38 protein-coding genes and 1 tRNA gene are annotated in these 23,171 nt (G+C 67.0%); 24 read left to right on the forward strand and 15 right to left on the reverse strand.

Annotated features, from left to right (window positions below):
- The first annotated feature begins 53 nt into the window (after window positions 1-53).
- The 5 genes from birA to LAJ50_RS02725 all read left to right on the forward strand — a co-directional run bounded on the left by birA (window position 54) and on the right by LAJ50_RS02725 (window position 3,836).
- The gene (gene birA, locus LAJ50_RS02705) at window positions 54-1,055 is read left to right on the forward strand and encodes a bifunctional biotin--[acetyl-CoA-carboxylase] ligase/biotin operon repressor BirA (RefSeq protein WP_138651798.1); all 1,002 of its coding nucleotides are present in this window, start codon (window positions 54-56) and stop codon (window positions 1,053-1,055) included.
- Window positions 1,052-1,816 carry a type III pantothenate kinase gene (locus LAJ50_RS02710; protein WP_138651796.1) on the forward strand — a complete coding sequence of 255 codons (765 nt, stop codon included), beginning with the start codon at window positions 1,052-1,054 and terminating at the stop codon, window positions 1,814-1,816. The genes birA and LAJ50_RS02710 overlap by 4 nt, the downstream gene beginning before the upstream one ends.
- An 11-nt stretch (window positions 1,817-1,827) precedes the next feature.
- Window positions 1,828-2,610, forward strand: coding sequence for an SPOR domain-containing protein (locus LAJ50_RS02715; protein ID WP_138651794.1), 783 nt, complete (start codon window positions 1,828-1,830; stop codon window positions 2,608-2,610).
- A 21-nt stretch (window positions 2,611-2,631) separates the two neighbouring features.
- A tRNA-Thr gene (locus LAJ50_RS02720) sits at window positions 2,632-2,707 on the forward strand.
- A 151-nt stretch (window positions 2,708-2,858) separates the two neighbouring features.
- A complete protein-coding gene (locus LAJ50_RS02725) occupies window positions 2,859-3,836 on the forward strand; it encodes a site-specific integrase (protein WP_138651792.1) in 978 nt (325 codons plus the stop codon).
- Here LAJ50_RS02725 and LAJ50_RS02730 read toward each other — a convergent pair.
- The 13 genes from LAJ50_RS02730 to LAJ50_RS02790 are packed head-to-tail and all read right to left on the reverse strand — an operon-like array spanning window position 3,820 to window position 8,699.
- Window positions 3,820-4,092: a hypothetical protein gene (locus LAJ50_RS02730; RefSeq protein WP_138651790.1), complete on the reverse strand. Its 273-nt coding sequence runs from the start codon at window positions 4,090-4,092 to the stop codon at window positions 3,820-3,822. The two genes, LAJ50_RS02725 and LAJ50_RS02730, sit on opposite strands and share 17 nt — an antisense overlap.
- On the reverse strand, window positions 4,085-4,261 hold the full coding sequence (locus LAJ50_RS02735) for a hypothetical protein (protein WP_171044547.1): 177 nt from the start codon (window positions 4,259-4,261) through the stop codon (window positions 4,085-4,087). Before LAJ50_RS02735 ends, LAJ50_RS02730 begins: the two co-directional genes overlap by 8 nt.
- Window positions 4,258-4,413: a hypothetical protein gene (locus tag LAJ50_RS02740; protein WP_171044546.1), complete on the reverse strand. Its 156-nt coding sequence runs from the start codon at window positions 4,411-4,413 to the stop codon at window positions 4,258-4,260. Before LAJ50_RS02740 ends, LAJ50_RS02735 begins: the two co-directional genes overlap by 4 nt.
- The gene (locus LAJ50_RS02745) at window positions 4,410-5,075 is read right to left on the reverse strand and encodes a hypothetical protein (protein ID WP_138651788.1); all 666 of its coding nucleotides are present in this window, start codon (window positions 5,073-5,075) and stop codon (window positions 4,410-4,412) included. The genes LAJ50_RS02740 and LAJ50_RS02745 overlap by 4 nt, the downstream gene beginning before the upstream one ends.
- On the reverse strand, window positions 5,072-5,413 hold the full coding sequence (locus tag LAJ50_RS02750; protein ID WP_138651786.1) for a hypothetical protein: 342 nt from the start codon (window positions 5,411-5,413) through the stop codon (window positions 5,072-5,074). The genes LAJ50_RS02745 and LAJ50_RS02750 overlap by 4 nt, the downstream gene beginning before the upstream one ends.
- Window positions 5,410-5,655: a hypothetical protein gene (locus tag LAJ50_RS02755; RefSeq protein ID WP_138651784.1), complete on the reverse strand. Its 246-nt coding sequence runs from the start codon at window positions 5,653-5,655 to the stop codon at window positions 5,410-5,412. Before LAJ50_RS02755 ends, LAJ50_RS02750 begins: the two co-directional genes overlap by 4 nt.
- Window positions 5,648-6,139, reverse strand: a complete 492-nt coding sequence (locus LAJ50_RS02760; protein ID WP_138651782.1) for a hypothetical protein — start codon at window positions 6,137-6,139, stop codon at window positions 5,648-5,650. The genes LAJ50_RS02755 and LAJ50_RS02760 overlap by 8 nt, the downstream gene beginning before the upstream one ends.
- A complete protein-coding gene (locus LAJ50_RS02765) occupies window positions 6,139-6,876 on the reverse strand; it encodes a hypothetical protein (RefSeq protein ID WP_138651780.1) in 738 nt (245 codons plus the stop codon). Before LAJ50_RS02765 ends, LAJ50_RS02760 begins: the two co-directional genes overlap by 1 nt.
- Window positions 6,877-6,906: 30 nt before the next feature.
- Complete coding sequence (locus LAJ50_RS02770; protein ID WP_171044545.1) at window positions 6,907-7,155, reverse strand: carbon storage regulator; 249 nt, start codon at window positions 7,153-7,155, stop codon at window positions 6,907-6,909.
- Complete coding sequence (locus tag LAJ50_RS02775; RefSeq protein ID WP_171044543.1) at window positions 7,152-7,337, reverse strand: hypothetical protein; 186 nt, start codon at window positions 7,335-7,337, stop codon at window positions 7,152-7,154. Before LAJ50_RS02775 ends, LAJ50_RS02770 begins: the two co-directional genes overlap by 4 nt.
- Complete coding sequence (locus LAJ50_RS02780) at window positions 7,334-7,651, reverse strand: hypothetical protein (protein WP_138651778.1); 318 nt, start codon at window positions 7,649-7,651, stop codon at window positions 7,334-7,336. The genes LAJ50_RS02775 and LAJ50_RS02780 overlap by 4 nt, the downstream gene beginning before the upstream one ends.
- 29 nt (window positions 7,652-7,680) lie before the next feature.
- Window positions 7,681-8,541, reverse strand: coding sequence for a Rha family transcriptional regulator (locus LAJ50_RS02785; RefSeq protein ID WP_205961508.1), 861 nt, complete (start codon window positions 8,539-8,541; stop codon window positions 7,681-7,683).
- Window positions 8,538-8,699 carry an Arc family DNA-binding protein gene (locus LAJ50_RS02790; RefSeq protein ID WP_138651776.1) on the reverse strand — a complete coding sequence of 54 codons (162 nt, stop codon included), beginning with the start codon at window positions 8,697-8,699 and terminating at the stop codon, window positions 8,538-8,540. Before LAJ50_RS02790 ends, LAJ50_RS02785 begins: the two co-directional genes overlap by 4 nt.
- 101 nt (window positions 8,700-8,800) lie before the next feature.
- On the opposite strand from LAJ50_RS02790, the gene LAJ50_RS02795 reads away from it, so the two are divergent.
- A complete protein-coding gene (locus LAJ50_RS02795) occupies window positions 8,801-9,301 on the forward strand; it encodes an Arc family DNA-binding protein (RefSeq protein ID WP_138651774.1) in 501 nt (166 codons plus the stop codon).
- A gap of 452 nt (window positions 9,302-9,753) precedes the next feature.
- On the opposite strand, the gene LAJ50_RS02800 is transcribed toward LAJ50_RS02795, so the two are convergent.
- On the reverse strand, window positions 9,754-10,059 hold the full coding sequence (locus LAJ50_RS02800) for a hypothetical protein (protein WP_138651772.1): 306 nt from the start codon (window positions 10,057-10,059) through the stop codon (window positions 9,754-9,756).
- A 148-nt stretch (window positions 10,060-10,207) separates the two neighbouring features.
- The gene (locus LAJ50_RS02805; protein WP_138651770.1) at window positions 10,208-10,870 is read right to left on the reverse strand and encodes a S24 family peptidase; all 663 of its coding nucleotides are present in this window, start codon (window positions 10,868-10,870) and stop codon (window positions 10,208-10,210) included.
- A gap of 71 nt (window positions 10,871-10,941) precedes the next feature.
- Between LAJ50_RS02805 and LAJ50_RS02810 the strand changes: the two genes are divergently transcribed.
- From LAJ50_RS02810 to LAJ50_RS02895, 18 genes are all read left to right on the forward strand, one after another.
- Window positions 10,942-11,205, forward strand: coding sequence for a bacteriophage CI repressor (locus LAJ50_RS02810; RefSeq protein WP_138651768.1), 264 nt, complete (start codon window positions 10,942-10,944; stop codon window positions 11,203-11,205).
- 228 nt (window positions 11,206-11,433) lie between these two features.
- Window positions 11,434-11,796: a hypothetical protein gene (locus LAJ50_RS02815; RefSeq protein WP_138651766.1), complete on the forward strand. Its 363-nt coding sequence runs from the start codon at window positions 11,434-11,436 to the stop codon at window positions 11,794-11,796.
- Window positions 11,796-12,857, forward strand: coding sequence for a DUF1376 domain-containing protein (locus LAJ50_RS02820; protein ID WP_205961507.1), 1,062 nt, complete (start codon window positions 11,796-11,798; stop codon window positions 12,855-12,857). Before LAJ50_RS02815 ends, LAJ50_RS02820 begins: the two co-directional genes overlap by 1 nt.
- The gene (locus LAJ50_RS02825) at window positions 12,857-14,734 is read left to right on the forward strand and encodes a bifunctional DNA primase/helicase (protein ID WP_138651764.1); all 1,878 of its coding nucleotides are present in this window, start codon (window positions 12,857-12,859) and stop codon (window positions 14,732-14,734) included. Before LAJ50_RS02820 ends, LAJ50_RS02825 begins: the two co-directional genes overlap by 1 nt.
- Window positions 14,731-15,114: a hypothetical protein gene (locus LAJ50_RS02830; RefSeq protein ID WP_138651762.1), complete on the forward strand. Its 384-nt coding sequence runs from the start codon at window positions 14,731-14,733 to the stop codon at window positions 15,112-15,114. Before LAJ50_RS02825 ends, LAJ50_RS02830 begins: the two co-directional genes overlap by 4 nt.
- 20 nt (window positions 15,115-15,134) lie before the next feature.
- Window positions 15,135-15,656, forward strand: coding sequence for a hypothetical protein (locus tag LAJ50_RS02835; protein WP_224096445.1), 522 nt, complete (start codon window positions 15,135-15,137; stop codon window positions 15,654-15,656).
- A 420-nt stretch (window positions 15,657-16,076) separates the two neighbouring features.
- Window positions 16,077-16,619 carry a hypothetical protein gene (locus LAJ50_RS02840; protein ID WP_138651758.1) on the forward strand — a complete coding sequence of 181 codons (543 nt, stop codon included), beginning with the start codon at window positions 16,077-16,079 and terminating at the stop codon, window positions 16,617-16,619.
- Window positions 16,616-16,933, forward strand: coding sequence for a hypothetical protein (locus LAJ50_RS02845; RefSeq protein WP_224096446.1), 318 nt, complete (start codon window positions 16,616-16,618; stop codon window positions 16,931-16,933). Before LAJ50_RS02840 ends, LAJ50_RS02845 begins: the two co-directional genes overlap by 4 nt.
- Window positions 16,930-17,196, forward strand: coding sequence for a hypothetical protein (locus LAJ50_RS02850; protein WP_138651756.1), 267 nt, complete (start codon window positions 16,930-16,932; stop codon window positions 17,194-17,196). Before LAJ50_RS02845 ends, LAJ50_RS02850 begins: the two co-directional genes overlap by 4 nt.
- 26 nt (window positions 17,197-17,222) lie before the next feature.
- Complete coding sequence (locus LAJ50_RS02855) at window positions 17,223-17,615, forward strand: hypothetical protein (RefSeq protein ID WP_138651754.1); 393 nt, start codon at window positions 17,223-17,225, stop codon at window positions 17,613-17,615.
- Window positions 17,612-17,902: a hypothetical protein gene (locus LAJ50_RS02860; RefSeq protein WP_138651752.1), complete on the forward strand. Its 291-nt coding sequence runs from the start codon at window positions 17,612-17,614 to the stop codon at window positions 17,900-17,902. Before LAJ50_RS02855 ends, LAJ50_RS02860 begins: the two co-directional genes overlap by 4 nt.
- Complete coding sequence (locus LAJ50_RS02865; protein WP_138651750.1) at window positions 17,899-18,267, forward strand: hypothetical protein; 369 nt, start codon at window positions 17,899-17,901, stop codon at window positions 18,265-18,267. The genes LAJ50_RS02860 and LAJ50_RS02865 overlap by 4 nt, the downstream gene beginning before the upstream one ends.
- Window positions 18,267-18,761 carry a DNA packaging protein gene (locus LAJ50_RS02870; protein ID WP_138651748.1) on the forward strand — a complete coding sequence of 165 codons (495 nt, stop codon included), beginning with the start codon at window positions 18,267-18,269 and terminating at the stop codon, window positions 18,759-18,761. The genes LAJ50_RS02865 and LAJ50_RS02870 overlap by 1 nt, the downstream gene beginning before the upstream one ends.
- The gene (locus LAJ50_RS02875; protein ID WP_138651746.1) at window positions 18,751-20,220 is read left to right on the forward strand and encodes a terminase; all 1,470 of its coding nucleotides are present in this window, start codon (window positions 18,751-18,753) and stop codon (window positions 20,218-20,220) included. Before LAJ50_RS02870 ends, LAJ50_RS02875 begins: the two co-directional genes overlap by 11 nt.
- A 68-nt stretch (window positions 20,221-20,288) precedes the next feature.
- On the forward strand, window positions 20,289-20,489 hold the full coding sequence (locus tag LAJ50_RS02880) for a hypothetical protein (RefSeq protein WP_138651744.1): 201 nt from the start codon (window positions 20,289-20,291) through the stop codon (window positions 20,487-20,489).
- 3 nt (window positions 20,490-20,492) lie between these two features.
- Window positions 20,493-22,172, forward strand: coding sequence for a portal protein (locus LAJ50_RS02885; RefSeq protein WP_138651742.1), 1,680 nt, complete (start codon window positions 20,493-20,495; stop codon window positions 22,170-22,172).
- A complete protein-coding gene (locus LAJ50_RS02890; protein ID WP_138651740.1) occupies window positions 22,172-22,516 on the forward strand; it encodes a hypothetical protein in 345 nt (114 codons plus the stop codon). The genes LAJ50_RS02885 and LAJ50_RS02890 overlap by 1 nt, the downstream gene beginning before the upstream one ends.
- Window positions 22,449-23,144, forward strand: a complete 696-nt coding sequence (locus tag LAJ50_RS02895) for a hypothetical protein (protein ID WP_138651738.1) — start codon at window positions 22,449-22,451, stop codon at window positions 23,142-23,144. Before LAJ50_RS02890 ends, LAJ50_RS02895 begins: the two co-directional genes overlap by 68 nt.
- Window positions 23,145-23,171: the final 27 nt, after the last annotated feature.

The raw sequence follows: 23,171 nt of genomic DNA on the forward strand, positions 1-23,171 counted from the left end.
CTTCCTGTACGCCATGACAGGCGCCGCCGGGCCTCCCCCATAATGGCGGCCTGATGACCGCCCTCCCTGTTCAGTCTCCTGCGTCCGCCGAGCGCGAGCGCCAGCTCCTGTCGCGGCTGATGCAGGGCCCGGTCTCGGGCGACCTGCTGGCGCAGGAGACCGGGCTGACCCGCACCGCCATCTGGAAGCGGGTGCAGGCCCTGCGTGAGGCCGGCATCCCCATCGCCGGCAGCGCTGGCCAGGGCTATGCGCTGCAGGCACCGCTGGAGCTGCTGGACGCCGCCGCCCTGCGCGCGGCCCTGCCGGCCCGGGCGCTGGCGCTGATCGCGCAGCTGGAAGTGGCCTGGAGCCTGGATTCGACCAACAGCGAACTGCTGCGCCGGGCCAGTCCGGGCCATGGCTGCGCGGTGCTGCTGGCCGAGCGCCAGACCGGCGGCCGCGGCCGACGCGGGCGGAGCTGGGCCTCGCCGCTGGCCGCGCACGTCTATCTGTCGGTGGCCCGGCGCTACAGCGGCGGCCTGGCCCGGCTGGGCGGACTGAGCCTGGTGGCCGGCGTGGCGGTGGCCGAGGGGCTGCGCGCGCTGGGACTGGGCCAGGTGGGGCTGAAGTGGCCCAACGATCTGGTGGTCGAGGGGCGCAAGCTCGGCGGCCTGCTGGTCGAGGGCGGCGGCGAAGCCGGTGGCCCGGTGCGTGCCGTGATCGGCATCGGGCTCAACGTGCGCATGCCGCCGGCCCAGGGTCAGGCAATCGATCAGCCGTGGATCGATCTGGCCGGCGCGCTGCCGACGCCGCCCTCCCGCCAGGACGTGGTCGTCGCCGTGCTGGAGCAGCTGCTGCCGGCGCTGGAACTGTTCGATACCGAAGGACTTGCGCCGTTCCTGCCGCGCTATGCCGCGCTGGATGCACTGTGCGGACGCGCGGTGGCGGTGAAGCTGGACGAAGGCGAGGTCGTCGGCACCGCCGAGGGCATCGCCGAGGACGGCGCGCTGCGCGTGACCACCCGCCAGGGCCTGCGCGTCTTCCACGCCGGCGAAGTCAGCGTGCGCGCGGCATGACTTCGGAAGCGAGGCCACAGCGCTGGCTGCTCGACCTGGGCAACACCCGGCTCAAGGCTGCGCCGCTGCAGGCCGACGGGCGGATCGGCGCGGTCGTCGCGCTCGACCACGGGCGCGGGGCGCTGCTGGACCAACTGCGCGCGCAGCTGCCCGCGCAGGGCGTGTCGGCCTGCCTGGCAAGCGTCGCCGCCCCGGCCCTGACCGCCGGCGTGCTGGAGGTGCTGCAGGAACGCTTCCGCCTGGTCTCGCTGGCGCGTACCCAGGGGCGGCTGGCCGGCCTGCGCGTGGCCTATGCCGAACCGGCGCGGCTGGGGGTGGACCGGTTCCTGGCCATGCTGGGCGCGCGGGCCCGCGGCGCCGGGCCCTGGCTGGTGGCCGGCGTGGGCACGGCGGTGACGATCGACCTGGTCGATGCCGACGGTGCGCATCTGGGTGGACGCATCGCGCCCTCGCCGCAGCTGATGCGGCAGGCCCTGCACCGAGCCGCGGCGCAGCTGCCGGCCGAAGGCGGGGTGTTCGACGAGTTCGCCAGCGAGACCCACGACGCACTGGCCTCCGGCTGCGACGGTGCCGCCGTCGCCCTGATCGAGCGCAGTCTGGCGCAGGGGGCGCAGCGCCTCGGGCAGATGCCGTCGCTGCTGCTGCACGGCGGTGGCAGCGCCCCGCTGGCGGCCTTGCTGCCGCAGGCGCTGCGCGTCGACAGCCTGGTGCTGGAAGGCCTGGCCGTGTGGGCCGGCGTTTCCGGTGCGCCGGCCCGATAGAATCCCGCGCCATGCTGATCCGTGCCCTGATCCTGTTGCTGGTCGTCCTCAACCTCGGCGTCGCCGCCTGGTGGCTGATGGCCCCACCGCCACCGGCCTCGGCGCCTGCGGCACAGGTCGATGGCCTGCCTCTGCTGGAGACGCCCACGCCGCAGCAGCTGGCCCAGGCGCGTCGCGCCGCCGCCAGCCGCCCGGCGGCCGAGGCGCCCCCGGCGCCGCAGCTGGTCGAAGCCAGGCCGACCACGTCGGTCGCGGCCGCCCCGACGCCGCAGGCCAAGCCCGTCGCGCCGCCCAAGCCTTCGACCGAGCCTGCGCCGGTTGCGGACGCCGCCAAGCCGGCACCGCCCATCTGCGCGTCGCTGGGGCCGTTCGACAGCGAGGCCGAGGCGCGCGCCGCGCAGGGCAGGCTGAAGCCATCGCCCGCGTCGGCCCGGCTGCGCAGCCAGAACCAGCCGGCCCGTGCCTATTCGGTGATGGCGCCGTTCGCCGATCGCGCCGCGGCCGAGGACATGGCGCGGCGGATCTCGGCCGCGGGCTTCGACGATCTGATGGTCATCTCCAACGGGCCGACCTCCGGGGTGGCGCTGGGCCGGTACAGCACGCGCGAGGCGGCCCAGCGTCGCCAGCGCGATCTGGAGGCGGCCGGCTTCGACGCGCGCATGGAAGCGGTCGGCCCGGAGGGCCCGGTGCAGTGGTGGATCGATGTGCGCGCCAGCGTGCCGGCGGCCGCCCTGCAGGGCCAGGCCGGCGCCGCCCGCGCCGTGGCGCAGGACTGCGCGCGCGCCAGCGGCTAGAATGCGCCGCGACGCGTCATCGCCGCTTTAGCTCAGCAGGTAGAGCAACCGCCTTGTAAGCGGTAGGTCGTCCGTTCGATTCGGACAAGCGGCACCATGACCCCTCTTTCGGCGCTCCCTACTTCGCCCCGTATCGCCACATAAGCCCACGAAATCAGCGGGTTACGGCAGGCGCCATTACCCGTTTCGCCCCGACGTGCCCCGTATCGAAAGGCACACGGGCACACGAAATGGCACACAATCGCCCCATGGCCTCCATCCGACCACTGGGCAATCGATACCGCGCTTTCGTGAAGGTGGACGGCCGCCGCGCGACGAAGGTGTTCGATACCAAGCGCGCCGCGCTCGCCTGGGCGCAGGAGCAGGAGGCCCAGCTCGCCGGCACAGAGCTGCCGGACAAGACCCTTGAGGAGGCGTTCAAGCGCTACTCGGACGAGGTGACGCCAGGCAAGCGTGGCGGCCACTGGGACCGCGTGCGCATCGCGCGGTTCATCCGAGAGGACCGCATCGCCAAGCGCCGCATCCTGAGCCTGTCACAGAACGACATGGCCGAGTGGCGCGACGCACGGCTCAAGCTGGTGAAGCCGGCGACCGTGGCCAGGGAAATGAACCTGATCTCCGCGGTGCTGGAGGTGGCCCGGCTGGAATGGCGGTGGCTGAAAGAGAGCCCGATGCGGGACGTGAAGCAGCCGCCGAAGCCAAAGGGGCGCGCGCGCCGGATCTCGCCGGAGGAGGTCGAAGCCCTGGCCCAGGCGTTCGACGTGTGGGACACGTTGAAGACGGACACTCAGCGCCATCGGGTCGGCTTGGCGTTCCTGTTCGCGCTGGAGACCGCGATGCGGTCTGGCGAAATCTGTGAGTTGCGCTGGACCGATGTCCACCTGGACGAGCGCTATGTGACCGTGCGCACCAGCAAGAACGGCGACAGCCGCGACGTGCCGCTGACGGCCCGCGCGGTGCAGATCCTGCGCGCCCTGCCGCTGGGCTTCGGTCCCGTGTTCGGCCTGTCGGCCTCGAAACGTGATGGCCTGTTCCGGAAGGTCCGCGACGGCGTTCCGACCATCGCGAACCTGCACTTCCACGACGCCCGCGCGGAGGCGGTCTGGCGTCTGTCGAAGAAGCTGGACATCCTGGAGCTGGCCCGTGTGATCGGGCACCGAAACCTGTCCAGCCTCCTCATCTACTACCGCGCGACCGCGGCTGAACTGGCTAAGAAGCTCGCTTGATCTTGACCTTGGCCTCGTCGTCGGCCCAAAGGATCACGTCAGCCCGCCGCCACAACTTCTTGGCGCCGATATTGATCGGCTTGGGGAAACTGGTTCGTACTGCCACGCGCTCCAGGAACGCGCGGCGGTTCACCGTCCCCTTGCGCGTGGTCAGGCCCAGGAGGAAGGCGCACGCGTCGGCGCTGAGCCATTCGGCATCACGCGCCATGGCCGCGATCGTAGCCACGTCGATCTCAATGGAGGTCTCGTCAGCCATAGGGCCCTCCCAGGTAGGGCAGTCGGCCGGGCTGCCACGCCACCTTGTCGTTGTAGCGAATGTGCTCGTACTCGCCGGTGAGCCGGTGCCGGCGCTCAGTCGGCCAGCCCATCCAGTTGCGGGCGGTGATCTCCCAGAGGAGTCGGTCCAGGGCCTTAAGCAGCCTCACGGCGCCACCTCCCGCACGAACGCGAACGTCCCCGTCGGCTCGAACACGTTGAACGCCCAGGCGGCCAGCTGCGCAGTCCAGCGCCACCGGTGTTCGCTGGCCTCGATGGCGGGCATGCCGGCATAGCCGGCGATCATGACGCGGTACTTCATGTGGAAGCCTCCGGCCGCGCCTGGAGCGTGGAATCCCAGCCGCCCAAGTAGCGCGTCCCGCGAATTACTCGGAAGCGCCCAGCTTGTACGTCCCACATATCAGGCCGTTTGACTGGCTGGAACTCGAACCAGCCCCATTCACCGTCGGCATCCATGGCCAGAAACTTGGCCCAAAGCGGCGCCTCGTCCCAACTTGGCGCGGCGTGCTCCAACTCGGCGATGCGCTCGGCCGCCGCGTGGGCAACTTCCGTGCCATGTGAAGCTTGGAGCCGCCAGTCCTCCATCTCCTGCTGTAGGGCTGCCGCCGTCTGCTTCGCGCGCAGGGCGTAACCGGCACCGTCGAGCATTTCCTCTATCAGGTGCTGCAACCAATCCTGCTGCGTGAGGTCGGTGCGGTCCAGGGTAGTGCCGTACTTGGCCCGGCCAGCCTGATCGCGCTGGATCAGCATTTCGACCAGTGACCTGGTGGTGTCGCTGATGAATGGCGGACAGAGCATGTCGGCGATCAAGCCGCCAACCAGTTGGCGCTGGTGCTCGATCTCCTTCGCGCCGCTTTCCAGGAGATCAGCCGTCACCTTGTCGGACAGGGGGAGAAAATCGCCGGTGGGCGTGTGCCGCGCCGCCGCCTCGTCGCGCAGGGCTTTCAGGATGTCGGTGCTCATCCGACCCTCCTCACCTTGGCGGCCGACTCGACCATGCCAAGCACGTGGCAGTTGTCAGCCGTCACCGTGATTGCCACGGTCGGATGGGAGCCGCAGACCATCCGCAGGCTGCCGTCATCACGCAGGTATCGGATCTTCTGTTGGCCGGCGTGCTCCACTACGTAGAGGCCATCGGCGACGAAGCGGCGGATGGCCAGGTTCACCAACAGAACATCGCCGGGGACGTAGGCCGGGGCGTTGCAGTGATCTCGCACCAGCACGTGGGCGTAGTCGCCGGCCGGCAGCGGGAACAGCGCGGAGGGATGCGTTTCGAGCATCCCGTGGGGCTGGATGTTCATAGCTTGGCGTTCCTCTTGGCAAGGAGTTCGGTGGCGCGGCTCACGCGATCGAGGACGGCGCCGATGGTCCGGCCTTCGATGGTGTCGACCTGGGAGCCGTGCGGCTGCATGACCTGCAGCAGGGCTTTGGCCTCAGCGAGCGCTTGCTGGACGCCGGGGTCCACGGGGTCTTCCAGAGGAGGCAGCGGCGATTCGCGCAGGATCTGGGTCAGCTCCTCCCGGAGTAACTGGAGGTCATTCATTGCGCGCCTCCCGAATTTCGGCCAGCGTGTCGGTGATGGCCTCGCGCACAGCCTGCTTGGTCGTGGCGACACCCTTGCGGGCATTGCGCTGGACTACCAGTTCGGCCATGCGATCCAGCTTCGCTTCACGCTCCTTCTGCTGCCAGAACCTCGCTTCGATTTCTTCGCGTGCCTTGGCTACGCGCTTGCGCGCCCGTTCCATGGTGTCAGGCTTGCCACGCCTCACGTTGTACTCGAAGCCCATGCGCGCCAAGTCCTCCAGCCCTTCATCAAGGCGGCGCATCGGAGTACTCGCAATAGCGGCTTCTAGTGCAGCGCGCGCCTGAGGATCCGTGACTTCCTTGCCCTTGGCGCGCGCCCTCTTGACGAGCAGGCCCACCACCACGCCCTTCTGCGCTTCCAGCGCGCTGGGCGCGGTCAGGGCGGCGACAAGCTCCGGCGTGCGAACGATGCGATCCTTGGGAAACTGGACAACGGCGCCCATCACGCACCACCCGCCCGAGCCTTAGCGCCTCTGGCAATCCACATTTCATACTCGCCGTCATTGCACTCGCGCATGCTCTTGTGCGCCATGCGTCGGGCCTGCTGTCTGGTAATAGCGCCTCCGCAAAGCTCAGCGGCGGCCATCCAAGCGTCGGTGCGGAGCTTGATGGCCGCGGCCAGGTCGCCGCGATACTTAGCTTCGCGCTCCTTGACGCGCCGCGCTTTCTGGCGGGCGAACCACGCTTTCGCTCTCTCCTGGCGCTTCTTTACCTCTGCGTCGCTGTAGTGGACTTCATAGCGGCCTCTTGCCGCCTCCAGGGTCTTCGCGGGGAGCCCAAGCGGCATGCCCTCATGCCTGTTAGAGTCGATCGCGTCGTGCGCGATTGCGGTTGCGTACCACGAGGTTCCGCGGAACCTGTAGTGCATGGCCTCCTCGAACAGGTCAGGCGCGCCCAGCTCGGTTGGCTCATCCTGGCGCGCGGTCCAGCCAAGGAACTTGGCGCGCTGCATGAGGGCTGCGGCGCCCTTGACGGTCTCCACAACCACCTCGCCGGCTTCCTCGCCGCCAGCGCCGAAGTAGCAGAGCTTGAAGGTGTCGCCGCGGTGGGCTGCCAGCCATTCCACGTTCAAGAGGAAGTGGGCGATGAGGGTGCGTGCGCTGATGCCCGAGGCGATCAGTTCGTCGATTGGGTCAGCCGGCGACCTTTCATCGGTCTGAGGTACACTGCTGTTCGCCATGTGAAACTCCTGATCTTGGTCGTGATGGATCTACTTGGCAGACGGCTCGGGCGCGCCAACGCTCGGGCCGTCACTGTTTTCGGACTGCGGCATGTGCTCCGGCACGAAGTTCACCGCTCGATCGATGGTCGTTTCCTTCGGCGCATAGACGTGCAGCTTTGCCCTGCCTCGATGGGCCGCACGGATCTGGATCTGGATGTCGTCGCCGAGGAAGATCGTGGTTCCCGCGCGTACGAAGAGCTCGGCGGGTCTGAAACCGGGTGGTGCGTCGTTTTTCACGGGTGCGGCTCTCCTTGCGCCAGGCGGAAGGCCGGCACGTGGTGGGTTGGTTGGGGGTTGGTGGCGGGCTGAGTGGCGGTAGCACGCGCCAAGTGGGCGGCGTGGATCTCGCCGACGCGCAGCGGGATCACCACGGCGGCGACGCCGGCCAGGACGGCCCAGGCGATGGTGAGGCGGCTCATGCGGTCCGGGCCTTGAGACAAGCGCGGAACAGGCGGGCGCGTGCGTTCTTTTCGTCTGCCTTTGCTCGCCAAAGCTTGTCGCGCACCAGCTGGGGCAACCCGTGCAGCATCTGGTCCCACTCCGGCGAGTTCTTGGGGATAAAGTCGATGCCTTGTTGAGCCTTCCACGTCTCGCAAGCCAGACCGAACTCAAAAGCGGACTGCTTGCGCGCCTCGACCGCCAGCTGGTACTCAATGGCCTTGAGTCCTACGGCCCCGAGATTCCCCACGGTGGCGAGTGCCTGCGCACTCAGTTCGACGACGTTGGTTTTCATGCAGGTTGGTCCTTATTGGCTGGTGACAGTCAGGAGGCGAAAGGCATCTGACCTTCGAGCTCACGGTTGAGCTTGAAGCGGCCCTTGACGTAGGGATGGCTGCACTGAGTGGCGCTGACGCGCTTGCACTCGGACACGAACCGGGCAAAAACCTTGTTCACATCGGCCACCCAATACACCGCGTAGGTGGCACCCTTGGCGCTCTCGTGCTCGTTGCGCACCATGCCGGCGGGCTTGATGGTGAAAGGCGCCTGTCGCATCACCTCATGGATGATCCCGGCAGACAGGCCGTACTTCGCGCCCAGGCGCTTCACAATGTGGGTGATGCCCTCCGCGTTCGAGGGTCTGCTGGTCCAGACGTTCGACTCGGCCACCTGCTCCAGCTTTGCGTCGATGCGGTGGAGCTCGTTGGCTTGCACGGCCTGCTGCTGCTCGGTCGCGGCCAGGCGACGCTCGTGTTCAAGGTTGAGCTGGGCCATCTGCAGCAGCATTTCGGCGGGCGAAAGGCTCTGGGGCTTGATCAGACGCTGGCGCATGTCGAAGAAGGCCCGGACGAGCCGCTTCTTGAAGAAGCGCACGGTGTCCGAGTTGCGCATATACGTCAGGAGCAGGGTGGACTGCTGCTCGTTCAGTTCGGCGTATTCGGTGTCACCGCCGCCGTGCTGGCCATCCGATCTTGGTCGGATTTCAAATCTGACCAACCCGAATTCTTCCAGATCGGTCAGGTAGGTCCTCACCAGCTTGATAACGCTGGCGTGCTCGTTATCGGTGTTCTCGGCCATCACCAGAGTGGTGGTGACGGCTGTATCTCCGCTCAGGGTGACCAGATCGGTCGAAGGGGCTGGGCCGGGGCTTCTTCTGGATTCGATCAGAGTGGTGTGGTCAATCACGGGGTGGGTTCCTTGTGTTGGGCCTGCTTCATGCGTTCGGTCAGCTCGCTGGTCAGCTGGCCATTGATGGAGCGGTGCTCTTGGCGCGCTTTCTCCCTGAGCCAGGCGTACAGCACAGCCGGGATCCGGAACTGGCTGCGGACTTCTTCGTCTTTCATCGGGGTTGTCCTTGTGACACGACGGTGGTGTCGCGCCTATCAGGACACGACACGAGATTGGTGTCAAGACTTTCTGACACGAAAATGGTGGAATGCGCGCTATGAGCGACGACGGCTACACACGAATCACCCTGCGCATCCCTGACGGTCTGCACGCAAAGCTCACCGCAGAGGCGGCGCGCACCTCCAAGTCGATGAATGCGGAAATCGTGGCCAGGCTGAATGAGTCCTTGGACATGCCAAAGCCCACGGAGAGCGCGCTGGAAATGCGGATGCGGCTTGGCTCCTATCGCGAGATGCTTTCGTCCGCTGCTTCGATGTCTGGCCACCAGCTTGCTGCCCTGCGAGAGATCCAGGCGGACGGGCACACCGAAGGGATGACCGATACCTGGCCTATCAAAGAAGGCGAGGACGTAGACACAAAGCTGGAAGAACTGAGCCATGCACAGCACTTCTTCCACCAGCAGTTCGACCGCGTGAGTCGGCTCCTGCTCGACATCGCACTCGCCGAGATCAAAGGCAAGCCCATTCCCGCTGACGGTATCCGTGAGCTCCTTAAGCAGCACGGCATCCCCTCGACTGCGATCGATTACGCGCGGTAGACCGGAACCGCCGAACTTAGGGTCAAGGCCTTGGCCGCGATCAGCGGCCGGCACACGGCGGTCGCCGTCGCAGTCCGCGCAGTAGCCGCCACGGGCCTCGAACTCGTCCTCATCGTGGACGAAGGCGCCGCAGCTGTTGCAGAAGTCGTTGCAGGCGCTCACCGCGGCAACCTCACGCGGCGAGACAGCTCGGCCATACGGCAGCGGTGGGTCAGCGCACAGTCGGAGCCCATGCCCGCGTAGCGGTAGTTGATCTGGCCCAGGAGGTCGCCTCGCAGGCGTGTATAGCCGGCGAGTCCGAGAGGCAGCGTGGGCGGACATCACCCACGACGGCACGCCATCGAGGCGGCGCATGGGCTCGTAGAAGCGATTCCACAGCCGATCAGCAGTACGGAATGCTCGGTAGTCCGAGGCCCAGCGAGTGCGTGGGCCGGACAGGGGGAGCGGGGCGCTCACAGGGCACCGCCGATGCGGGCGATGGCTTCGCGGGCCTCACAGCAGGTCAGGAACTCGCACAGCGCGCCATGCTCGTCCACCATCGACTCGTAGTCGTAGCCGGGTGTCGCCGCCGGGTTCCAACGCGAAACGGTGACCGGCCAGCCGGGCTCATACTCAATGAACCACGGTCCGGGCACCGCAGTCACATCAACCGGCGCGCCCTTCGTCTCACTTGCAGTGCGGATGAGGGGCTGGCTTTGCGCTTGCCCCTCGCCCCCGACGGGGCGGCTGACTCTTCTTCCGTGATGCTGGTGATCCATGACGTTCCCCACTCAGTCGCCGGGACATCCGGCGTGGTGGGATCAGTCTATAGCGATGGACTATTCAGTCAATAGCTATGAACTTCAAAAGTGTCGAGGTATGAACTTAGTTCATCTTTTGTTTAGCTTTTCATGCGTCCCAGGCTGGTCAGCCTTCCCAGCTCCCGATCCATCGCACGCGCCCAACGATTCGCCACTGATTGGCGCCGTCTAGCGGGGTTGGCTTGCGCCACTTGGGGTCGGATTTGTTGTCGCTCTCGAAAAACCAGCGGCCGTCGATCTCGGTGAGGCGCTTGGCCACCGCCCCTTCGTCAGATTCCAAAACGAAGATCTCGCCGTCGCGTGGAGAGGTATCACTGCGGTCAACCAAGATGGCATCGCCGTCGTGAATCCGCGGCTCCATGGAGTCGCCGCGGCCGTAGTAGACCTCCAACTGCCTGCCGAGAAGGCCCTTGCGGCGCAGACTCGACTTGCGGAACAGGAGCCGGTGGGTCTCGGCGTACTCGCTCGGGGTGGCGCCGTCGCCGAGGGCCAGGCTGTGGGCGTAGCCGGGGACTTGCGCGGTGTCATCATCGAGCTGGGCTGACACGTCATCCATGCTGCCGCGGCCGGTCAGAAGCCAGTCCGAGCTCACGCGCAGGGCCGATGCGATCTTCTTGGCCGTCGCGCCCCAAATCTTCTCTGGCTGGGTGACGCCGTTGAGGATGTTGTAGACGGCGCCCTTGGACAGTTTGGTCAGTCGGATTACATCCGGCGGGGTCATGCCGCGCTGATCGAGCGCCTGCTGGAATCGTTTGGCCATCGTGGTCATAGCCAGAACACTAAACTTTTTGCAGTTCACAGCTATTGCCTACCGGAGTTCAGAGCAATATACTACCGGCTATGAACATCACCAAGCGCGAAGTTCGGGCCGCCCTGGGTTTCACCAAGGACAAGCAACTCGCTGAGTTCTTCGGCGTCGGCAAGGCCGCGATCAGCGCCTGGAAGGAAGACAAGCCTATTGTCCGGGCCAGACAGATCGAGCTGGTCGCTCGAGCACCCGACCGATTCAAGTTCGACGCCGATGGGCGCGTCGTCGCCTATGGCGCCCAGCTGGAGCCGATGGAGACGGGCAAGACCGTGGCGCTGAGCCCGGTCAAGGATTGATTTCAAAGCATTGATGGTTCGCGGGCGCGAGAGCGTGAGCGGCGATAGGGAGGCCCAGGACGGGCCGCCCGAATTGGGGCAAGGACGGCGACCACGTGGATGAGCGTGTCACTTGGGGCTCATCCGCGCCTGGCGCTAAGCGGGCTGCTACGGCAGCCATTCGTCCGAAAAGACGAAGCCCCGGCCGTCTCGCGAACAGGACCGGGGCTTCAAGCACGAGGCCCAAGTATGCCACACATTCAACCCCGGGAAAACCGGATCTCCGGAACAACCGAGCCCGAACTAGTCGATATCGGCAGCTATGCCGACCAGATCGTCGAGGAGCTTCGGCTCGACCTCGAAATGCCGCTGGTGAAGGTCGAAGAGAGACTGGACGACCGCCGTGTCGGCGTGGTCCTGTTCGACCGCGAAAACCCCGGCTTCAAGTACGACTTCTACGTCAGAAACCGCGCTGACGCACTCGATTGGATCTCTCACCTGGCTGAAAAGCGCTGGGTGACGACCAAGCATCTGCAGCTCCTCGCGGCGCTGGCCAAGCGGGAGTTCCAGGACAACTGGGAATCCCACCCCAGCGAGTGGGAGTCGGTGTGATGGAACCTCTCGTACCGGCTGGCGTGGACCTTCGCGGACTGCTGTTCATGCCGTTGGACGTGCAGCGCCTGCGCGACAGTGATCTGGCCCTCACCTTATCCGGGGATGAGTTCCGAGCCGCGGTGCTGCTCTGGTGCGCCGCTTGGACTCAGGTTCCGGCCGCCAGCCTGCCTGACGATGACCGCTTGCTTGCGGCCCTGGCCGGCTACGGCCGCGACGTGCGCGGATGGCAGGAAGTGAGGGCCGGGGCCATGCGCGGTTTCGTGCTCTGCGACGATGGCCGGTGGTATCACCCCGTGGTCGCCGAGAAGGCGATCGAGGCGTGGGCAGAGCGTCAGGAGTTTAGGGCCGAGAAGGAAAACGCTGATGATCGAAAGCGCCGGGAGCGCGCTTGGCGCAAAGCTGCGTTCGCCGAATTGTCGAGCGTGGGCGTCTCTCCGGAGTGGAATATCAAGACCACTGCGCTGCGTGATCTTGTTGAAAAACATGGACTTGAGGTGGTCACGCCACCTGTCACGCAGGGCAAGCCTGTCACGGCATCTGTCACAGGACAGGTCACGGGACAGGTCACGGAAAGTTCCCATGACAAGTCACGGCTTAGACAGGGACAGGGACAGGGACAGGGACAGGGACAGGGACAGGGACAGGGACAGGGATATTTAGAAGATCAAACACTCTTGCCCGACAAGTCGGGCGACGGTGCGGGTCAGCCTCGCGAGCAGCCAGCCCCCAAGGCCCCCAAGGCGAGGGCGAGGGCCAAGGTCGAGGAGAGTCCGGCGTTCGTCCGGTTCTACACCGCGTTCCCGAAGCATGTTGCCCGTCAGGACGCCGCAACCGCGTGGATCAAGGGCGACTGTGAGGCGATTGCCGAGACGATCATCGCGGCCGTGGTCGAGCGCGCAGCGAAAGACCCTCAGTGGCTGAGAGACGGGGGGCGCTACGTCCCGCATCCGGCGACGTACCTCAACCAGCGCCGATGGGATGACGAGTGGCAGGGCAAGGGCTCCGGGCGCGACGGCGCTGACGACGAATTGCCCGAGTGGATCAGGGGGGCCGTCTGATGCGCGCAACCCTACTGGCGGACCAGCTGGCCCAGCAGATTGACAGCGTTGTGCGGCTCCTGCTGCCGCACGGCAAGCGGGTCGGCCGCGAGTGGAAGGCCGGCTCCGTGGACGGCGATGCCGGCGAAAGCCTGGGCGTGGTGATGGTCGGCGACAAAGCCGGCGTGTGGTCCGACTTCGCCACCGGGGAGCGCGGTGACCTGATTGGCTTGTGGATGGCAGTGCGCCATTGCTCGCTGCGGGAAGCCTGCGAGCAGGCGATGGAGCTGCTGGGCATCCGTGACCACAAGCAGCTGCAGGAGGCCCCGAAGCGCTACAAGCGGCCGGCCAGGGACGGCATGCGATCGCTTCCCGACCCGCTGCGCGCCTGGCTGACGGACGAGCGCCGGATCAAGCCCGCGACCCTGGAAGCCTACCGGGTCGCGAGCAAGGACGGATGGATCGTGTTCCCCTACCTGCGGGACGGGGAGCTGGTGGCCGTGAAGTACCGGCGCCCGCCGAAGGATTTCCGGCAGGAGGCCGATTGCGAGCCATGCCTGTTCGGCTGGCAGGCGATCGACCCGACCGCCCGTGAGGTGACCATCGCCGAGGGCGAGCTGGACGCGCTGGCCTGGCACACCTACGGATTCCCCGCGCTGTCGGTTCCCATGGGCGCCGGCAAGGGCGGGAAACACAGCTGGATTGAGGGCGAGTTCGACCGGCTGGCGGTCTATGACCGCATCAATCTCAGCATGGATGACGACGGCCCCGGCCGGGAGGCTGTGGCCGATCTCGTCGAGCGCCTTGGGCGTGAGCGCGTCCACGTGGTGCGGCTGCCGTGCAAGGACGCCAATGCGTGCCTGATGGCTGGCGTCTCCGTCGAGGTCATGGCCCAGGCCCTGCGCAGCGCACGCACCATGGATCCAGTCGAGCTGCGTGACATCGGCGAGTTCGAGGACGAAATCTGGGCTGAGTACAACCGGCAGGACCACGGGCTGGTGCTGCCGTGGAAGAAGACCCACCAGCAGATCCGGCTGCGCCCCGGCGAAACGTCGATCTGGGGCGGCATCAACGGCCACGGCAAGTCGGCCCTCACGTCGTTTGTCACGGCCTCAATGGCGGTGGACGACGTGCCCTGCTGCGTAGCGAGCATGGAGTTTCGCCGCGGCCTGTGGATGCAGCGCATGAACCGCCAAGTCGTGGCCATGGCCCGGCCGACCGAAGCCTACGCCCGTCATGCGACCCGGATGATGGCCGGCAACGTGAAGGCGTTCGATGTCCACGGCGCCGCCAAGGCCAAGCGCATCCTGGAGGTGTTCCGGTACGCGCGCCGTCGCTACGGGATCCAGTTGTTTCTCCTGGACAACCTGACCAAATGCGGCTTCGACGACGACGACTACTCGGGGCAGAAGCGGTTCGTTGAGGACTTGAGCGACTTCGCGCGCGACGAGCAGACCCACGTGGCCATCGTGGCTCACATGCGCAAGGGCGATGACGAGTCCAAGCCCGTGGGCAAGATGGGCGTAAAGGGCTCGGGCGGCATCACGGACATGGTGGACACCGTGTTCGAGGTGTGGCGCAACAAGCCGTTGGAGAAGGCAAAGGCTGATGCCGAGTCCAGGGGCGAGCCGCTGGCGGAGAAGTGGGACAAGCAGGCCGACGTCTACCTGTACTGCTACAAGCAGCGTTTCAACGGCGAGGAGGGCCGCTTCGGGCTCTGGTACGACAAGGACTCGATCCACTACCTGTCCGCGCCCGATCACAAGCCGCGCACCCTGCTGCCGCGCGACAAGCAGTGCTCATTCCCTGTCGCGGCCTCCGTCGGTGGCGCGCCGGACGATGAAGACTGGCGGACCGCGTTCGACGACTCGGCCGAGTCGGGGCAGGTGGCTGCATGAGCCTGCACGAAGACCTGCTCCTGGCCGTCGCCGCGCGCCTCGACGCAGAGGCCCAGACATACCGCCGGCTGCTCGGGCAGCAGGAAGGCCGCAATGCGACGGTCGACGCCTGCACGCACTGCGCCTCGATCGTGCGCCAGGTAGCGTTCGAGGTGTCCACCCGCGGTGCCGAGGCGGTGATCCGCCGCACGCCACCGGCGCCAGGCACGCCCAGTTTCACCGACGCGGTGCATGCGGCTGCCGCAGCTCGGCTGTCGGCGATCTACGGGCGCTCCGCTAGGGAAGCGGAGATCCAGCACGAAATGAAGGCGATGCGTCGGGCGCTCTGCGCTGCCTGGCCGCATCTGAACGCGTCAGCCAAGAGGGGGGACGACGCTTGAGCAGGAGAGGATTCGACCACGTGATCGAGGAGCTGCGCCGCTGGGGCGTCGCCGAGGCCAACCGCTACGCCGTCCGAGGCTCGGACAGGGGCGGACATGCCCTGGAGCGGGCGAGGGACATGGCGCCAGGGACGCGTGAGCGGGCGCTGCAGAAGCTGGCCGGCCGGGATGGCACCTCGCGCCGCCGGCGCATGGCTCAGTCCGTGGGCATCGAGTCGATGCGGCTGCTGCCCATGTGGGCGGCGGATCCCGTGCGGTTCAGCGACGACGGCGACAAGCCCCGGGACATCGCCGAGACGGCCGTCGACATGGGAATCCCGGACGACCTGTTGTGGGTGGCGTCGGCCCTGGCCAGCATGCGCCGGCAGTTCCCCATCCGGGCCGAGGTATGCCGCACCGAGTTCACGGTCTCGGCGAGCCGCCGCATCAAGGCCAAGATGGTCCAAGAGGGCTACGGCGGCCGGTTCACCGAACGGCAGTACCGAACGGAGCTGGAGAAGGGCATCGAGTGGTTCCGAGCCTCCCGTCACCTGGCCGCTTGACATCGGCGTCACAGAAAGTCACGATTCTGCCAGCATCAATAAATCCCTCTGGAGCCCGGCCAAGCGTCGGGCTTCTGCGTTTTCAGAGGTCCGCCGGTCGCCATGTGAGTGGTCCGGCTACTCCCGGAGAAGTCCGGGCGAGGTTGAGGATTGGCAATAGCCGGTCGCCTCGATTCGGTCCAGATGCGGGGCTCACACCCTGAGCGGACGCCGGAACCGTAACCGGCTTGGTTTCAGGGGATCAAAGGCGTGTCTGCGGTGCGGGTGTCGGTCCTGGCCCGTTTCGCGGTCGTTGGTTCGATTCCGACAACCCCTGGACCTGCCCAACCCAATCCGCAGACATCCCGCGCACGTGCGCGCGAGGCCACACAACCCAGGCCCTGCCGGCAACGGTGGGGCCTTCGCATTTCTGGACGCCGCATGAGCATCGAACAGGCCAAGGCCATCAATCGGGACGCCATCACGCCGGCGCTGCACCTGCTGCCGGCGCGCCTGGACACGCTGCAGGCCCGGGTCGAGCTGCTGGCGATCTGCGGTCAGGAGGCGGACTTCCGCCACCGGTGGCAGGTCGTGAACCCCGCGCGGCCCGAGGTGCGCGGCGCTGCGCGCGGGCTATGGCAATTCGAGCGCGGCGGCGGGGTAAAGGGCGTCCTGGGACACGTACAGACTGCCCTGGCGGCGAACGCGCTGTGCCGGGCGCGTGGCGTGGACCCGGAGGCGTCGGCAGTGCATGCGGCCCTGGAGCGGGACGACATCCTCGCGGCAGGCTTCGCCCGGCTGCTGCTGTGGAGCGACCCAGCCCCGCTGCCGGCCGTGGGCGACGTGAACGGCGGATGGCAGCTGTACCTGCGCACCTGGCGGCCGGGCGCGTATACGGACGGCACGCCGGCTCAGCGCGTCCGCCTGCGCGGGAAGTGGGCCGGCTACTACGCCACGGCGCGCGAAGCGCTGGAGGCGGCATGAGCATGGACATGCAGCCCGATCAGGACGGACGCACCAAGCTCACCCTTGGCCCGATCGAGAAGGCGATATCGGGCGCTATCGGCGCCGCCTTGGTCATCGGCTTCTCGTGGCTGGTGGCCTCCATGCAATCCGTGCTGACCCAGCAGCAGGTGACCGCCCAGCAGCTGGTGTCGATGAACCAGCAGCTGCAGACCATCAACACCCAGCTCGCCGACGTGCCGGCGCTGAAACTGGAAGTGGCCAAGACGCAGATCAAGGTCGATCAGCACGACCAGGAAATCAAAGAGCTGCGACAGCTCAGGGGCATCAAATGAAAGTCCAGCTGATCGAGGACTGGCGCGCCGCGTGGCGTCTGTGGTCCGTGCGCTACGCCGTGGCGCTGGCGGCCCTGCCGGAGCTGCTGTACCAGGTCGCCCAGGCGCTGGGCCAGGTGCTGCCGCAGCTGCCGGCCGTGGCGCTGGACTACCTGCCGCCCTGGCTGCGCGCCGCCTGCGCGGTGCTGTCGCTCATCGCGGTGGCCCTGCGCATGCTGCGGCAGCCCGCGCCGCCCTGTCCGCCGGCCGGGCCCGCGCCGTGAACATCCCCGATCCCATCGCGCCCTATGTGGGCCTGCTGCGCATCGCCTTGTGGTGCGCTGCCGCCGGCTCGATCTTCATCGGCGGCTGCCGGCACGGTGAGTCGAACGGCCGGGCCGACGTGGACAAGGCCCAGGGCGAGCTGGCCAAGGCCAACGAGCGCGCCGCCGCGAATCTGGCCACCGCGAACGCCTGCGGCGCATCGCTGGCCAACGTCAACCGCGAGACCGGATTGGCCCAGAAGCGTGCCGAGGAATGGAAGCGCGCCGCGGACATCGCCGACGAGCGTGCAGCCAAGGCCAAGGCGGACGCCGCCGCAGCCTCTGCGCGCGCGGACAAGGCCCTGCAGGCGGCCAAGGCCAAGCCCGCATGTGCGGCGCAGCTGGCAATGGCCCTGTGCCCGGAGATCCCCGTCCTATGAACCGCCTACTGCTGATCGTCGTTCTGCTGCCGCTGGCCGGCTGGGGCGGCTGCTCCCGCGTGGTCAAGCCGACCATCCCCGAGACGGTCTATGTAAAGGTCGAAGTGCCCGCGCAGCTGCCGGCCTCGCTGACCGCGCCGTGCCCGCCCGTGCGCGCGGCGTCACGGACCGTGGAGGCGGTGGTCGCGGCCTACAACACCAACCTCCCGGCGCAGGCCGACTGCGACCAGCGCATGGGCGAGATCCGCAAGCTGACGGTGCCGCCGGTAGGGCAGACCAAGCCGTGAAGAAGCCCCCCAAGGTCCGCCTGCGCGACAACGAGCCGCTGCAGGACTACTACCAGGACAGGGACGGCGCACGGTACGCCGTTGCGCGCCTGCTGGACGACGCGAAGGATCTGCCGGTGTTCGAGGTGCCGCTGGCCGGCCTGAACCTATCGAGCGAACCCTGGAACGGCGAGAACATGCGCGGCCTGGCGCATCACGTTCGCGCCTGCATGAACGCCGACCTGAGCTACCCGATCCTACTGGACTGGAATGGCGCCATTGCTGACGGTCGGCACCGGGTGCTGAAGGCCATCGCCTTGGGCAAGCGCACGATCAAGGCGCGCCGGATGCATTGGAAGCCCGTGCCAGATAGGGAGGCGCCCTGATGGAAGCCAAGAAGACCAAGGACGCAGCGGTCGCGAAGAAGGGCGGCAAGCCGAGCCTGTACTCGCCCGAGGTGGTCGAAGCCATCGCCGCGCGCCTGAGCCAGGGCGAGCCCATGGCGGTGATCTGCCGAGACGAGGGCATGCCCGCCTACCGGACCGTGAAGGACTGGATGGATAGCCGCAGCGACGTGGCGGCCCTCATCGCGCTAGCGCGCGTAGAGGGGTTCGATTCGCTCGCCGCAGAGTGCCTGGAGATCGCCGACGACTCGCGCAATGACTGGATGGAGCGGGCTGCGGACGGAGGCGACGAGGTGGCGCTGCAGTTCAACGGCGAGCATGTCCAGCGCTCCAAACTGCGGATCGAAACCCGCCTCAAGCTGCTGGCCAAGTGGGATCCGAAGCGCTATGGCGAACGCCTGGCGCTGGATCACGACGTGGTCGGCAACCTGGCGGACCGGCTCCAGGCCGCACGCAAGCGAGCCGATGGCGGCTGATCCCGAGCAGGAGCTGATCGAGGCGGTCGCCTCGTTCCAGCTGGACCCGCTGGGCTACGCGCTGTTCGTCTTCCCATGGGGGGAGAAGGGCACGCCACTTGAGGGTAAGTCGCTGCGCAAGTGGCAGCGCAAGCGGTTGCAGCGAATTGGGGAGCGTCTACAGGGCGGGGCGGCGGACGCGGGGGAAGTGATCCGCCAGGCCGTCGCGTCCGGCCATGGCATCGGCAAGTCCGCGCTGGTGGCGATGCTCATCAAGTGGGCATTCGACACCTTCGAGGACACGCGCGGCGTCGTGACGGCGAACACCGACAACCAGCTCAGGACGAAGACCTGGGCTGAGGTGTCGAAGTGGCACGAGATGAGCCTGACCAAGCACTGGGCCACGCTGACGGCCACGGCGCTGATCAGCACCGCCCCGGGCCACGACAAGACCTGGCGCATCGATGCGGTGCCGTGGTCCGAAAGCAACACCGAAGCGTTCGCCGGCCTGCACAACGAGGGCAAGCGGCTACTGCTGATCTTCGACGAGGCATCCGCCATCGCCGACAAGGTGTGGGAAGTCGCCGAGGGCGCCCTGACAGACCAGGGAACCGAGATCATCTGGGCCGCTTTCGGCAACCCGACGCGCAACACCGGCGAGTTCCGCGAGTGCTTCCGCAAGCACGCGCACCTGTGGGAGCGCGAGCAGATCGACAGCCGGACTGTCGAGGGCACCAACCTCGTCGAGTTGCAGAAGATGGTCGACGCGCACGGCGAGGATTCGGACCGGGTCAAGGTCCGCATCCGTGGCCTGTTCCCGTCGATGTCGGCCAAGCAGTTCATCGCGCAGGCCGATGCCGATGCGGCCTACGGGCGGCATCTACGGCCGGAGCAGTACGACTTCGCGCCGAAGATCCTCACCCTGGATCCGGCCTGGGAGGGGGACGACGAACTGGTGTTCGGCCTGCGCCAGGGTCTGAGGTTCCGCATCCTGCGGACGATGTCCAAGAACGACAACGACGTGGTCGTGGCCACGATCCTTGCGCAGCTGGAGGATGAGCACAAGGCCGACGCGGTGTTCATCGACGCCGGCTACGGCACGGGCATCAAGTCGGTGGGCACCACCTGGGGACGTGACTGGCGCCTCGTCTGGTTTGCCGGCGAGGCAGGGGATAAGGGTTGCCTCAACAAGCGCGCGGAGATTTGGAAGCTGATGCGCGACTGGCTCAAGGAGGGCGGCGCGATCGAGGAAGACCCGCAGCTGCTCGACGAGCTGACGGCCCCGGAGACCGTGCCGCGCACGGACGGAAAGATTCAGCTTGAATCGAAAAAGGACATGAAGAAGCGCGGCGCTTCGAGCCCCAACCGGGCCGACTCGCTGGCGCTGAGCTTCGCGTATCCCATCGTTGCCAAGGGCGGCCGAGGCGCCGGCGCTGGCAAGGCTCGAACGATGGACGACCTCAACCACCAGGACTACTGACCGATGCGCATGCATCCCCTGGCGCTGGCGATCCGCTACGCGCTGCTGACCATCCGGAGCAACTGACCATGTGCTTCAGCGCATCCAAGCCGAAGACCCCGCAGTACATCACCAACCCGGGCGCTGACGCCGACCAGACCCAGGCCAACACCGCTGAGCAGCGCCGCCGCGCGCAGCTGGCCGGCGGTCAAAGCTCCACGCTGCTGACCGGCTCCCAGGGCGATACCAGCGCCGCGGTCACCGGCAAGAAGACCCTGCTGGGCGCCTGACCCATGGCCGAGAAAATCGCCCCCGGCCGGAGTCTCGCCCAGCAGATGCTGAGCCGCCTTGGGCAGCTGAAAAGCGAGCGTGCCTCTTGGGACGCGCACTGGCGCGAGCTGGACGAGTACGTTCAGCCGCGCTCATCGCGCTTCCTGTTCAGCGACCGCAACAAGGGCGGCAAGGCCAACCAGCGCATCCTCAACAACCAGGCCACGCGCAGCCACACGCGCCTGGCCAGCGGGCTCAAGTCCGGTCTGACCAACCCGGCCCAGCCCTGGCTGAAGCTCGGCGCCGCCGATGCCACGCTGGGGGACGTGTACGACGTCCAGGTATGGCTCGACGAAACCTCAGGCCGTGTGCTTTCCGCGTTCGGCCGGTCGAACTTCTACACCCAGATGGATCTGGTGTACGAATCGCTGGGCCTGTACGGCATCGGCGCGCTGGGCATCTTCGAGGAGGACGAGGACGACATCCGCTGCGAGTTCTATCCGGTCGGCAGCTACTACGTGGCCTGCAGCCGCAGCACGCGGATCGACACCTTCTACCGGGAGTTTCAGAAGAAGGTCGTGGAGATGGTTTCCGACTACGGCCTGGAGAATTGCAGCGCCGCAGTGCAGAGCTCCTACAGGAACAACAGCCTCGACGACCTGTTCACCGTCATCCACGTCATCGAGCCCAACATTGGCCGCAACGCCGAGAGCGCGCTGAGCAAGGACAAGCGCTGGCGCAGCTACTACTTCGAGCCGAGCGAAGCTGCGGCCAACAAGTTCCTCAAGCAGTCCGGCTTCGATGAGTTCCCGATCATGGCGCCGCGGTGGCGGCAGGTTGGCAATGAGGCCTATGGACGCTCGCCGGCGATGGACGCACTGGGCGACATCAAGGAGCTGCAGTACCACGAGCGGAAGAAGAAGCAGGCCATCGCCAAGATGGTCGAGCCGCCGATGGTGGCGCCGACGTCCTTGCGCAATCAGGCCGCCAGCACCATCCCGGGAGAGATCACCTATGTCGATTCGACCAATGCGCACGACGGCTTCCGGCCGGCGTACCAGGTTCAGTTTGACGTGGCTGACACGCGCGGCGAGATCAACGCGATCGAGTCGCGGATCCAGGAGACTTTCTTCGAGGACGTGTTCCGCGCCATCACCAACGTCCAGCGCGGCAACATGCGCGAGATCGAGGTCCAGGAGCGCGTGCAGGAACGCATGATGCAGATGGGGCCAGTGCTCAACCGGATGAACGACGAGCTGCTGGATCTAGCTGTCGACCGTGTGTTCGCCATCCTGGCCCGACGCGGAAAGCTGCCGCCGCCGCCCGAGGATCTGGAGGGCGCGGACCTCAAGATCGAGTACGTGTCGATCCTCCAGCAGGCCCAGCGCCAGGCCGGCCTGCAGGATCTGCAGCAGTTCATCGCCTTCCTGGGCAACATCGCCGGCATCTATCGCGAGGACGCGCTGGATGTCACCACGCCCGACAGGATCATGGATTCGGTCGCCGGCAAGCTGGGCATCGATCGCAAGACGCTGACTAGCGCCGATGAGCGCGCCGCGGCCCGTCAATCCCGCGCGCGCGCCGCTCAAATCCAGCAGATGGCGTCGCTTGCCCAGCCGGCGATGCAAGCCACGCAGGCGGCGAAGAACGTGGCTGAGATGCCGATCAACACGGGCGTGGCGGCGGCGCTGGGGGTGGGCTGATGGCCCTGACCAAGCGCCAGATCGAGGCAGAGGCGAGGAGGCAGCGGCAGCGCGACATCAAGGCGGTCGCGCGCACGCCGGAAGGTCTGCGCTTCATCTGCAGCGTGCTGGAGACCCTGGGCCTGTACCGGCTCAGCTTCAACGCCGAGAACACGCACGCCACCGCATTCCGCGAGGGCGAGCGCAACGCGGGGTTACGACTGCTGGCTCAGCTCGACGAGGCTGACCCGGGCATCTATCTCCGCATCATCCAATCTAAGCAGGAGCAGAAAGACCGTGAGCGAATCGAGCGAGAGCGCAACCCCGACGCCGACCCCGACACCAGCGGCCACGCCGGGCAGTGAGGGCGGCGCAGGCGGCCAGGGCGGCCAGGCCACGCCGCCGGGCGGTGAACAGGGCGGCGGGAAGCCGCCGGTAGAGGCTGGAGCCGAGGGCGCAGACAAGGGCGAAGGTGGCAAGCCTGCCGGTGAGGGCGACGCGCCCGTCGTGCCCGAGGCCTACGAGTTCAAGCTGCCCGAGGGCATGGAGGGCGTCGAGGTCGACAAGGCGATGGGCGAGGCCTTCACGCCCGTGCTCAAGGACTTGGGCCTGACGCAGGAGCAGGTCAACAAGCTGACCGAGGCCTACGCCAAGCAGGTCAAGGAGGGCAGTGACAAGGTCCGCACCGACCTGGAGGCGCAGTGGACCGGCCGCGTCAAAAGCTGGGAGGAAGCGGCGCGCAAGAACACCGAATACGGCGGCGAGCACTTCGACGCCAACCTGGATCTGGCCCGCCAGACCCTGGACAGATACAGCACGCCTGAGTTGAAGGCGCTGCTGGCAGAGACCGGGCTGGGAAGCCACCCGGACCTGATCGGAGCATTCGTGAAGATCGGGAAGGCCACGGCCGAGGACCGGCCGAAAAACGCGGCCGCGGGTAGCGGCACAGCACCAACCTCCATTGCGGATCGCCTCTTCGGGAAACCCGCGTAACCCCAACCCAACCCAACCAATCCCCAG

The sequence above is a fragment of the Pseudoxanthomonas sp. X-1 genome (genome assembly GCF_020042665.1).
GTDB lineage: Bacteria > Pseudomonadota > Gammaproteobacteria > Xanthomonadales > Xanthomonadaceae > Pseudoxanthomonas_A > Pseudoxanthomonas_A spadix_A.

Excerpts from the sequence above, each read along its gene's own strand:
- birA (WP_138651798.1), top strand. The coding sequence starts at position 54 with ATGACCGCCCTCCCTGTTCAGTCTCCTGCGTCCGCCGAGCGCGAGCGC.
- LAJ50_RS02710 (WP_138651796.1), top strand. The coding sequence starts at position 1,052 with ATGACTTCGGAAGCGAGGCCACAGCGCTGGCTGCTCGACCTGGGCAAC.
- LAJ50_RS02715 (WP_138651794.1), top strand. The coding sequence starts at position 1,828 with ATGCTGATCCGTGCCCTGATCCTGTTGCTGGTCGTCCTCAACCTCGGC.
- LAJ50_RS02725 (WP_138651792.1), top strand. The coding sequence starts at position 2,859 with ATGGCCTCCATCCGACCACTGGGCAATCGATACCGCGCTTTCGTGAAG.
- LAJ50_RS02730 (WP_138651790.1), bottom strand. The coding sequence starts at position 4,092 with ATGGCTGACGAGACCTCCATTGAGATCGACGTGGCTACGATCGCGGCC.
- LAJ50_RS02740 (WP_171044546.1), bottom strand. The coding sequence starts at position 4,413 with ATGAAGTACCGCGTCATGATCGCCGGCTATGCCGGCATGCCCGCCATC.
- LAJ50_RS02745 (WP_138651788.1), bottom strand. The coding sequence starts at position 5,075 with ATGAGCACCGACATCCTGAAAGCCCTGCGCGACGAGGCGGCGGCGCGG.
- LAJ50_RS02750 (WP_138651786.1), bottom strand. The coding sequence starts at position 5,413 with ATGAACATCCAGCCCCACGGGATGCTCGAAACGCATCCCTCCGCGCTG.
- LAJ50_RS02755 (WP_138651784.1), bottom strand. The coding sequence starts at position 5,655 with ATGAATGACCTCCAGTTACTCCGGGAGGAGCTGACCCAGATCCTGCGC.
- LAJ50_RS02760 (WP_138651782.1), bottom strand. The coding sequence starts at position 6,139 with ATGGGCGCCGTTGTCCAGTTTCCCAAGGATCGCATCGTTCGCACGCCG.
- LAJ50_RS02765 (WP_138651780.1), bottom strand. The coding sequence starts at position 6,876 with ATGGCGAACAGCAGTGTACCTCAGACCGATGAAAGGTCGCCGGCTGAC.
- LAJ50_RS02775 (WP_171044543.1), bottom strand. The coding sequence starts at position 7,337 with ATGAGCCGCCTCACCATCGCCTGGGCCGTCCTGGCCGGCGTCGCCGCC.
- LAJ50_RS02780 (WP_138651778.1), bottom strand. The coding sequence starts at position 7,651 with ATGAAAACCAACGTCGTCGAACTGAGTGCGCAGGCACTCGCCACCGTG.
- LAJ50_RS02790 (WP_138651776.1), bottom strand. The coding sequence starts at position 8,699 with ATGAAAGACGAAGAAGTCCGCAGCCAGTTCCGGATCCCGGCTGTGCTG.
- LAJ50_RS02795 (WP_138651774.1), top strand. The coding sequence starts at position 8,801 with ATGAGCGACGACGGCTACACACGAATCACCCTGCGCATCCCTGACGGT.
- LAJ50_RS02800 (WP_138651772.1), bottom strand. The coding sequence starts at position 10,059 with ATGGATCACCAGCATCACGGAAGAAGAGTCAGCCGCCCCGTCGGGGGC.
- LAJ50_RS02805 (WP_138651770.1), bottom strand. The coding sequence starts at position 10,870 with ATGACCACGATGGCCAAACGATTCCAGCAGGCGCTCGATCAGCGCGGC.
- LAJ50_RS02810 (WP_138651768.1), top strand. The coding sequence starts at position 10,942 with ATGAACATCACCAAGCGCGAAGTTCGGGCCGCCCTGGGTTTCACCAAG.
- LAJ50_RS02815 (WP_138651766.1), top strand. The coding sequence starts at position 11,434 with ATGCCACACATTCAACCCCGGGAAAACCGGATCTCCGGAACAACCGAG.
- LAJ50_RS02820 (WP_205961507.1), top strand. The coding sequence starts at position 11,796 with ATGGAACCTCTCGTACCGGCTGGCGTGGACCTTCGCGGACTGCTGTTC.
- LAJ50_RS02825 (WP_138651764.1), top strand. The coding sequence starts at position 12,857 with ATGCGCGCAACCCTACTGGCGGACCAGCTGGCCCAGCAGATTGACAGC.
- LAJ50_RS02830 (WP_138651762.1), top strand. The coding sequence starts at position 14,731 with ATGAGCCTGCACGAAGACCTGCTCCTGGCCGTCGCCGCGCGCCTCGAC.
- LAJ50_RS02840 (WP_138651758.1), top strand. The coding sequence starts at position 16,077 with ATGAGCATCGAACAGGCCAAGGCCATCAATCGGGACGCCATCACGCCG.
- LAJ50_RS02845 (WP_224096446.1), top strand. The coding sequence starts at position 16,616 with ATGAGCATGGACATGCAGCCCGATCAGGACGGACGCACCAAGCTCACC.
- LAJ50_RS02850 (WP_138651756.1), top strand. The coding sequence starts at position 16,930 with ATGAAAGTCCAGCTGATCGAGGACTGGCGCGCCGCGTGGCGTCTGTGG.
- LAJ50_RS02860 (WP_138651752.1), top strand. The coding sequence starts at position 17,612 with ATGAACCGCCTACTGCTGATCGTCGTTCTGCTGCCGCTGGCCGGCTGG.
- LAJ50_RS02870 (WP_138651748.1), top strand. The coding sequence starts at position 18,267 with ATGGAAGCCAAGAAGACCAAGGACGCAGCGGTCGCGAAGAAGGGCGGC.
- LAJ50_RS02875 (WP_138651746.1), top strand. The coding sequence starts at position 18,751 with ATGGCGGCTGATCCCGAGCAGGAGCTGATCGAGGCGGTCGCCTCGTTC.
- LAJ50_RS02880 (WP_138651744.1), top strand. The coding sequence starts at position 20,289 with ATGTGCTTCAGCGCATCCAAGCCGAAGACCCCGCAGTACATCACCAAC.
- LAJ50_RS02885 (WP_138651742.1), top strand. The coding sequence starts at position 20,493 with ATGGCCGAGAAAATCGCCCCCGGCCGGAGTCTCGCCCAGCAGATGCTG.
- LAJ50_RS02890 (WP_138651740.1), top strand. The coding sequence starts at position 22,172 with ATGGCCCTGACCAAGCGCCAGATCGAGGCAGAGGCGAGGAGGCAGCGG.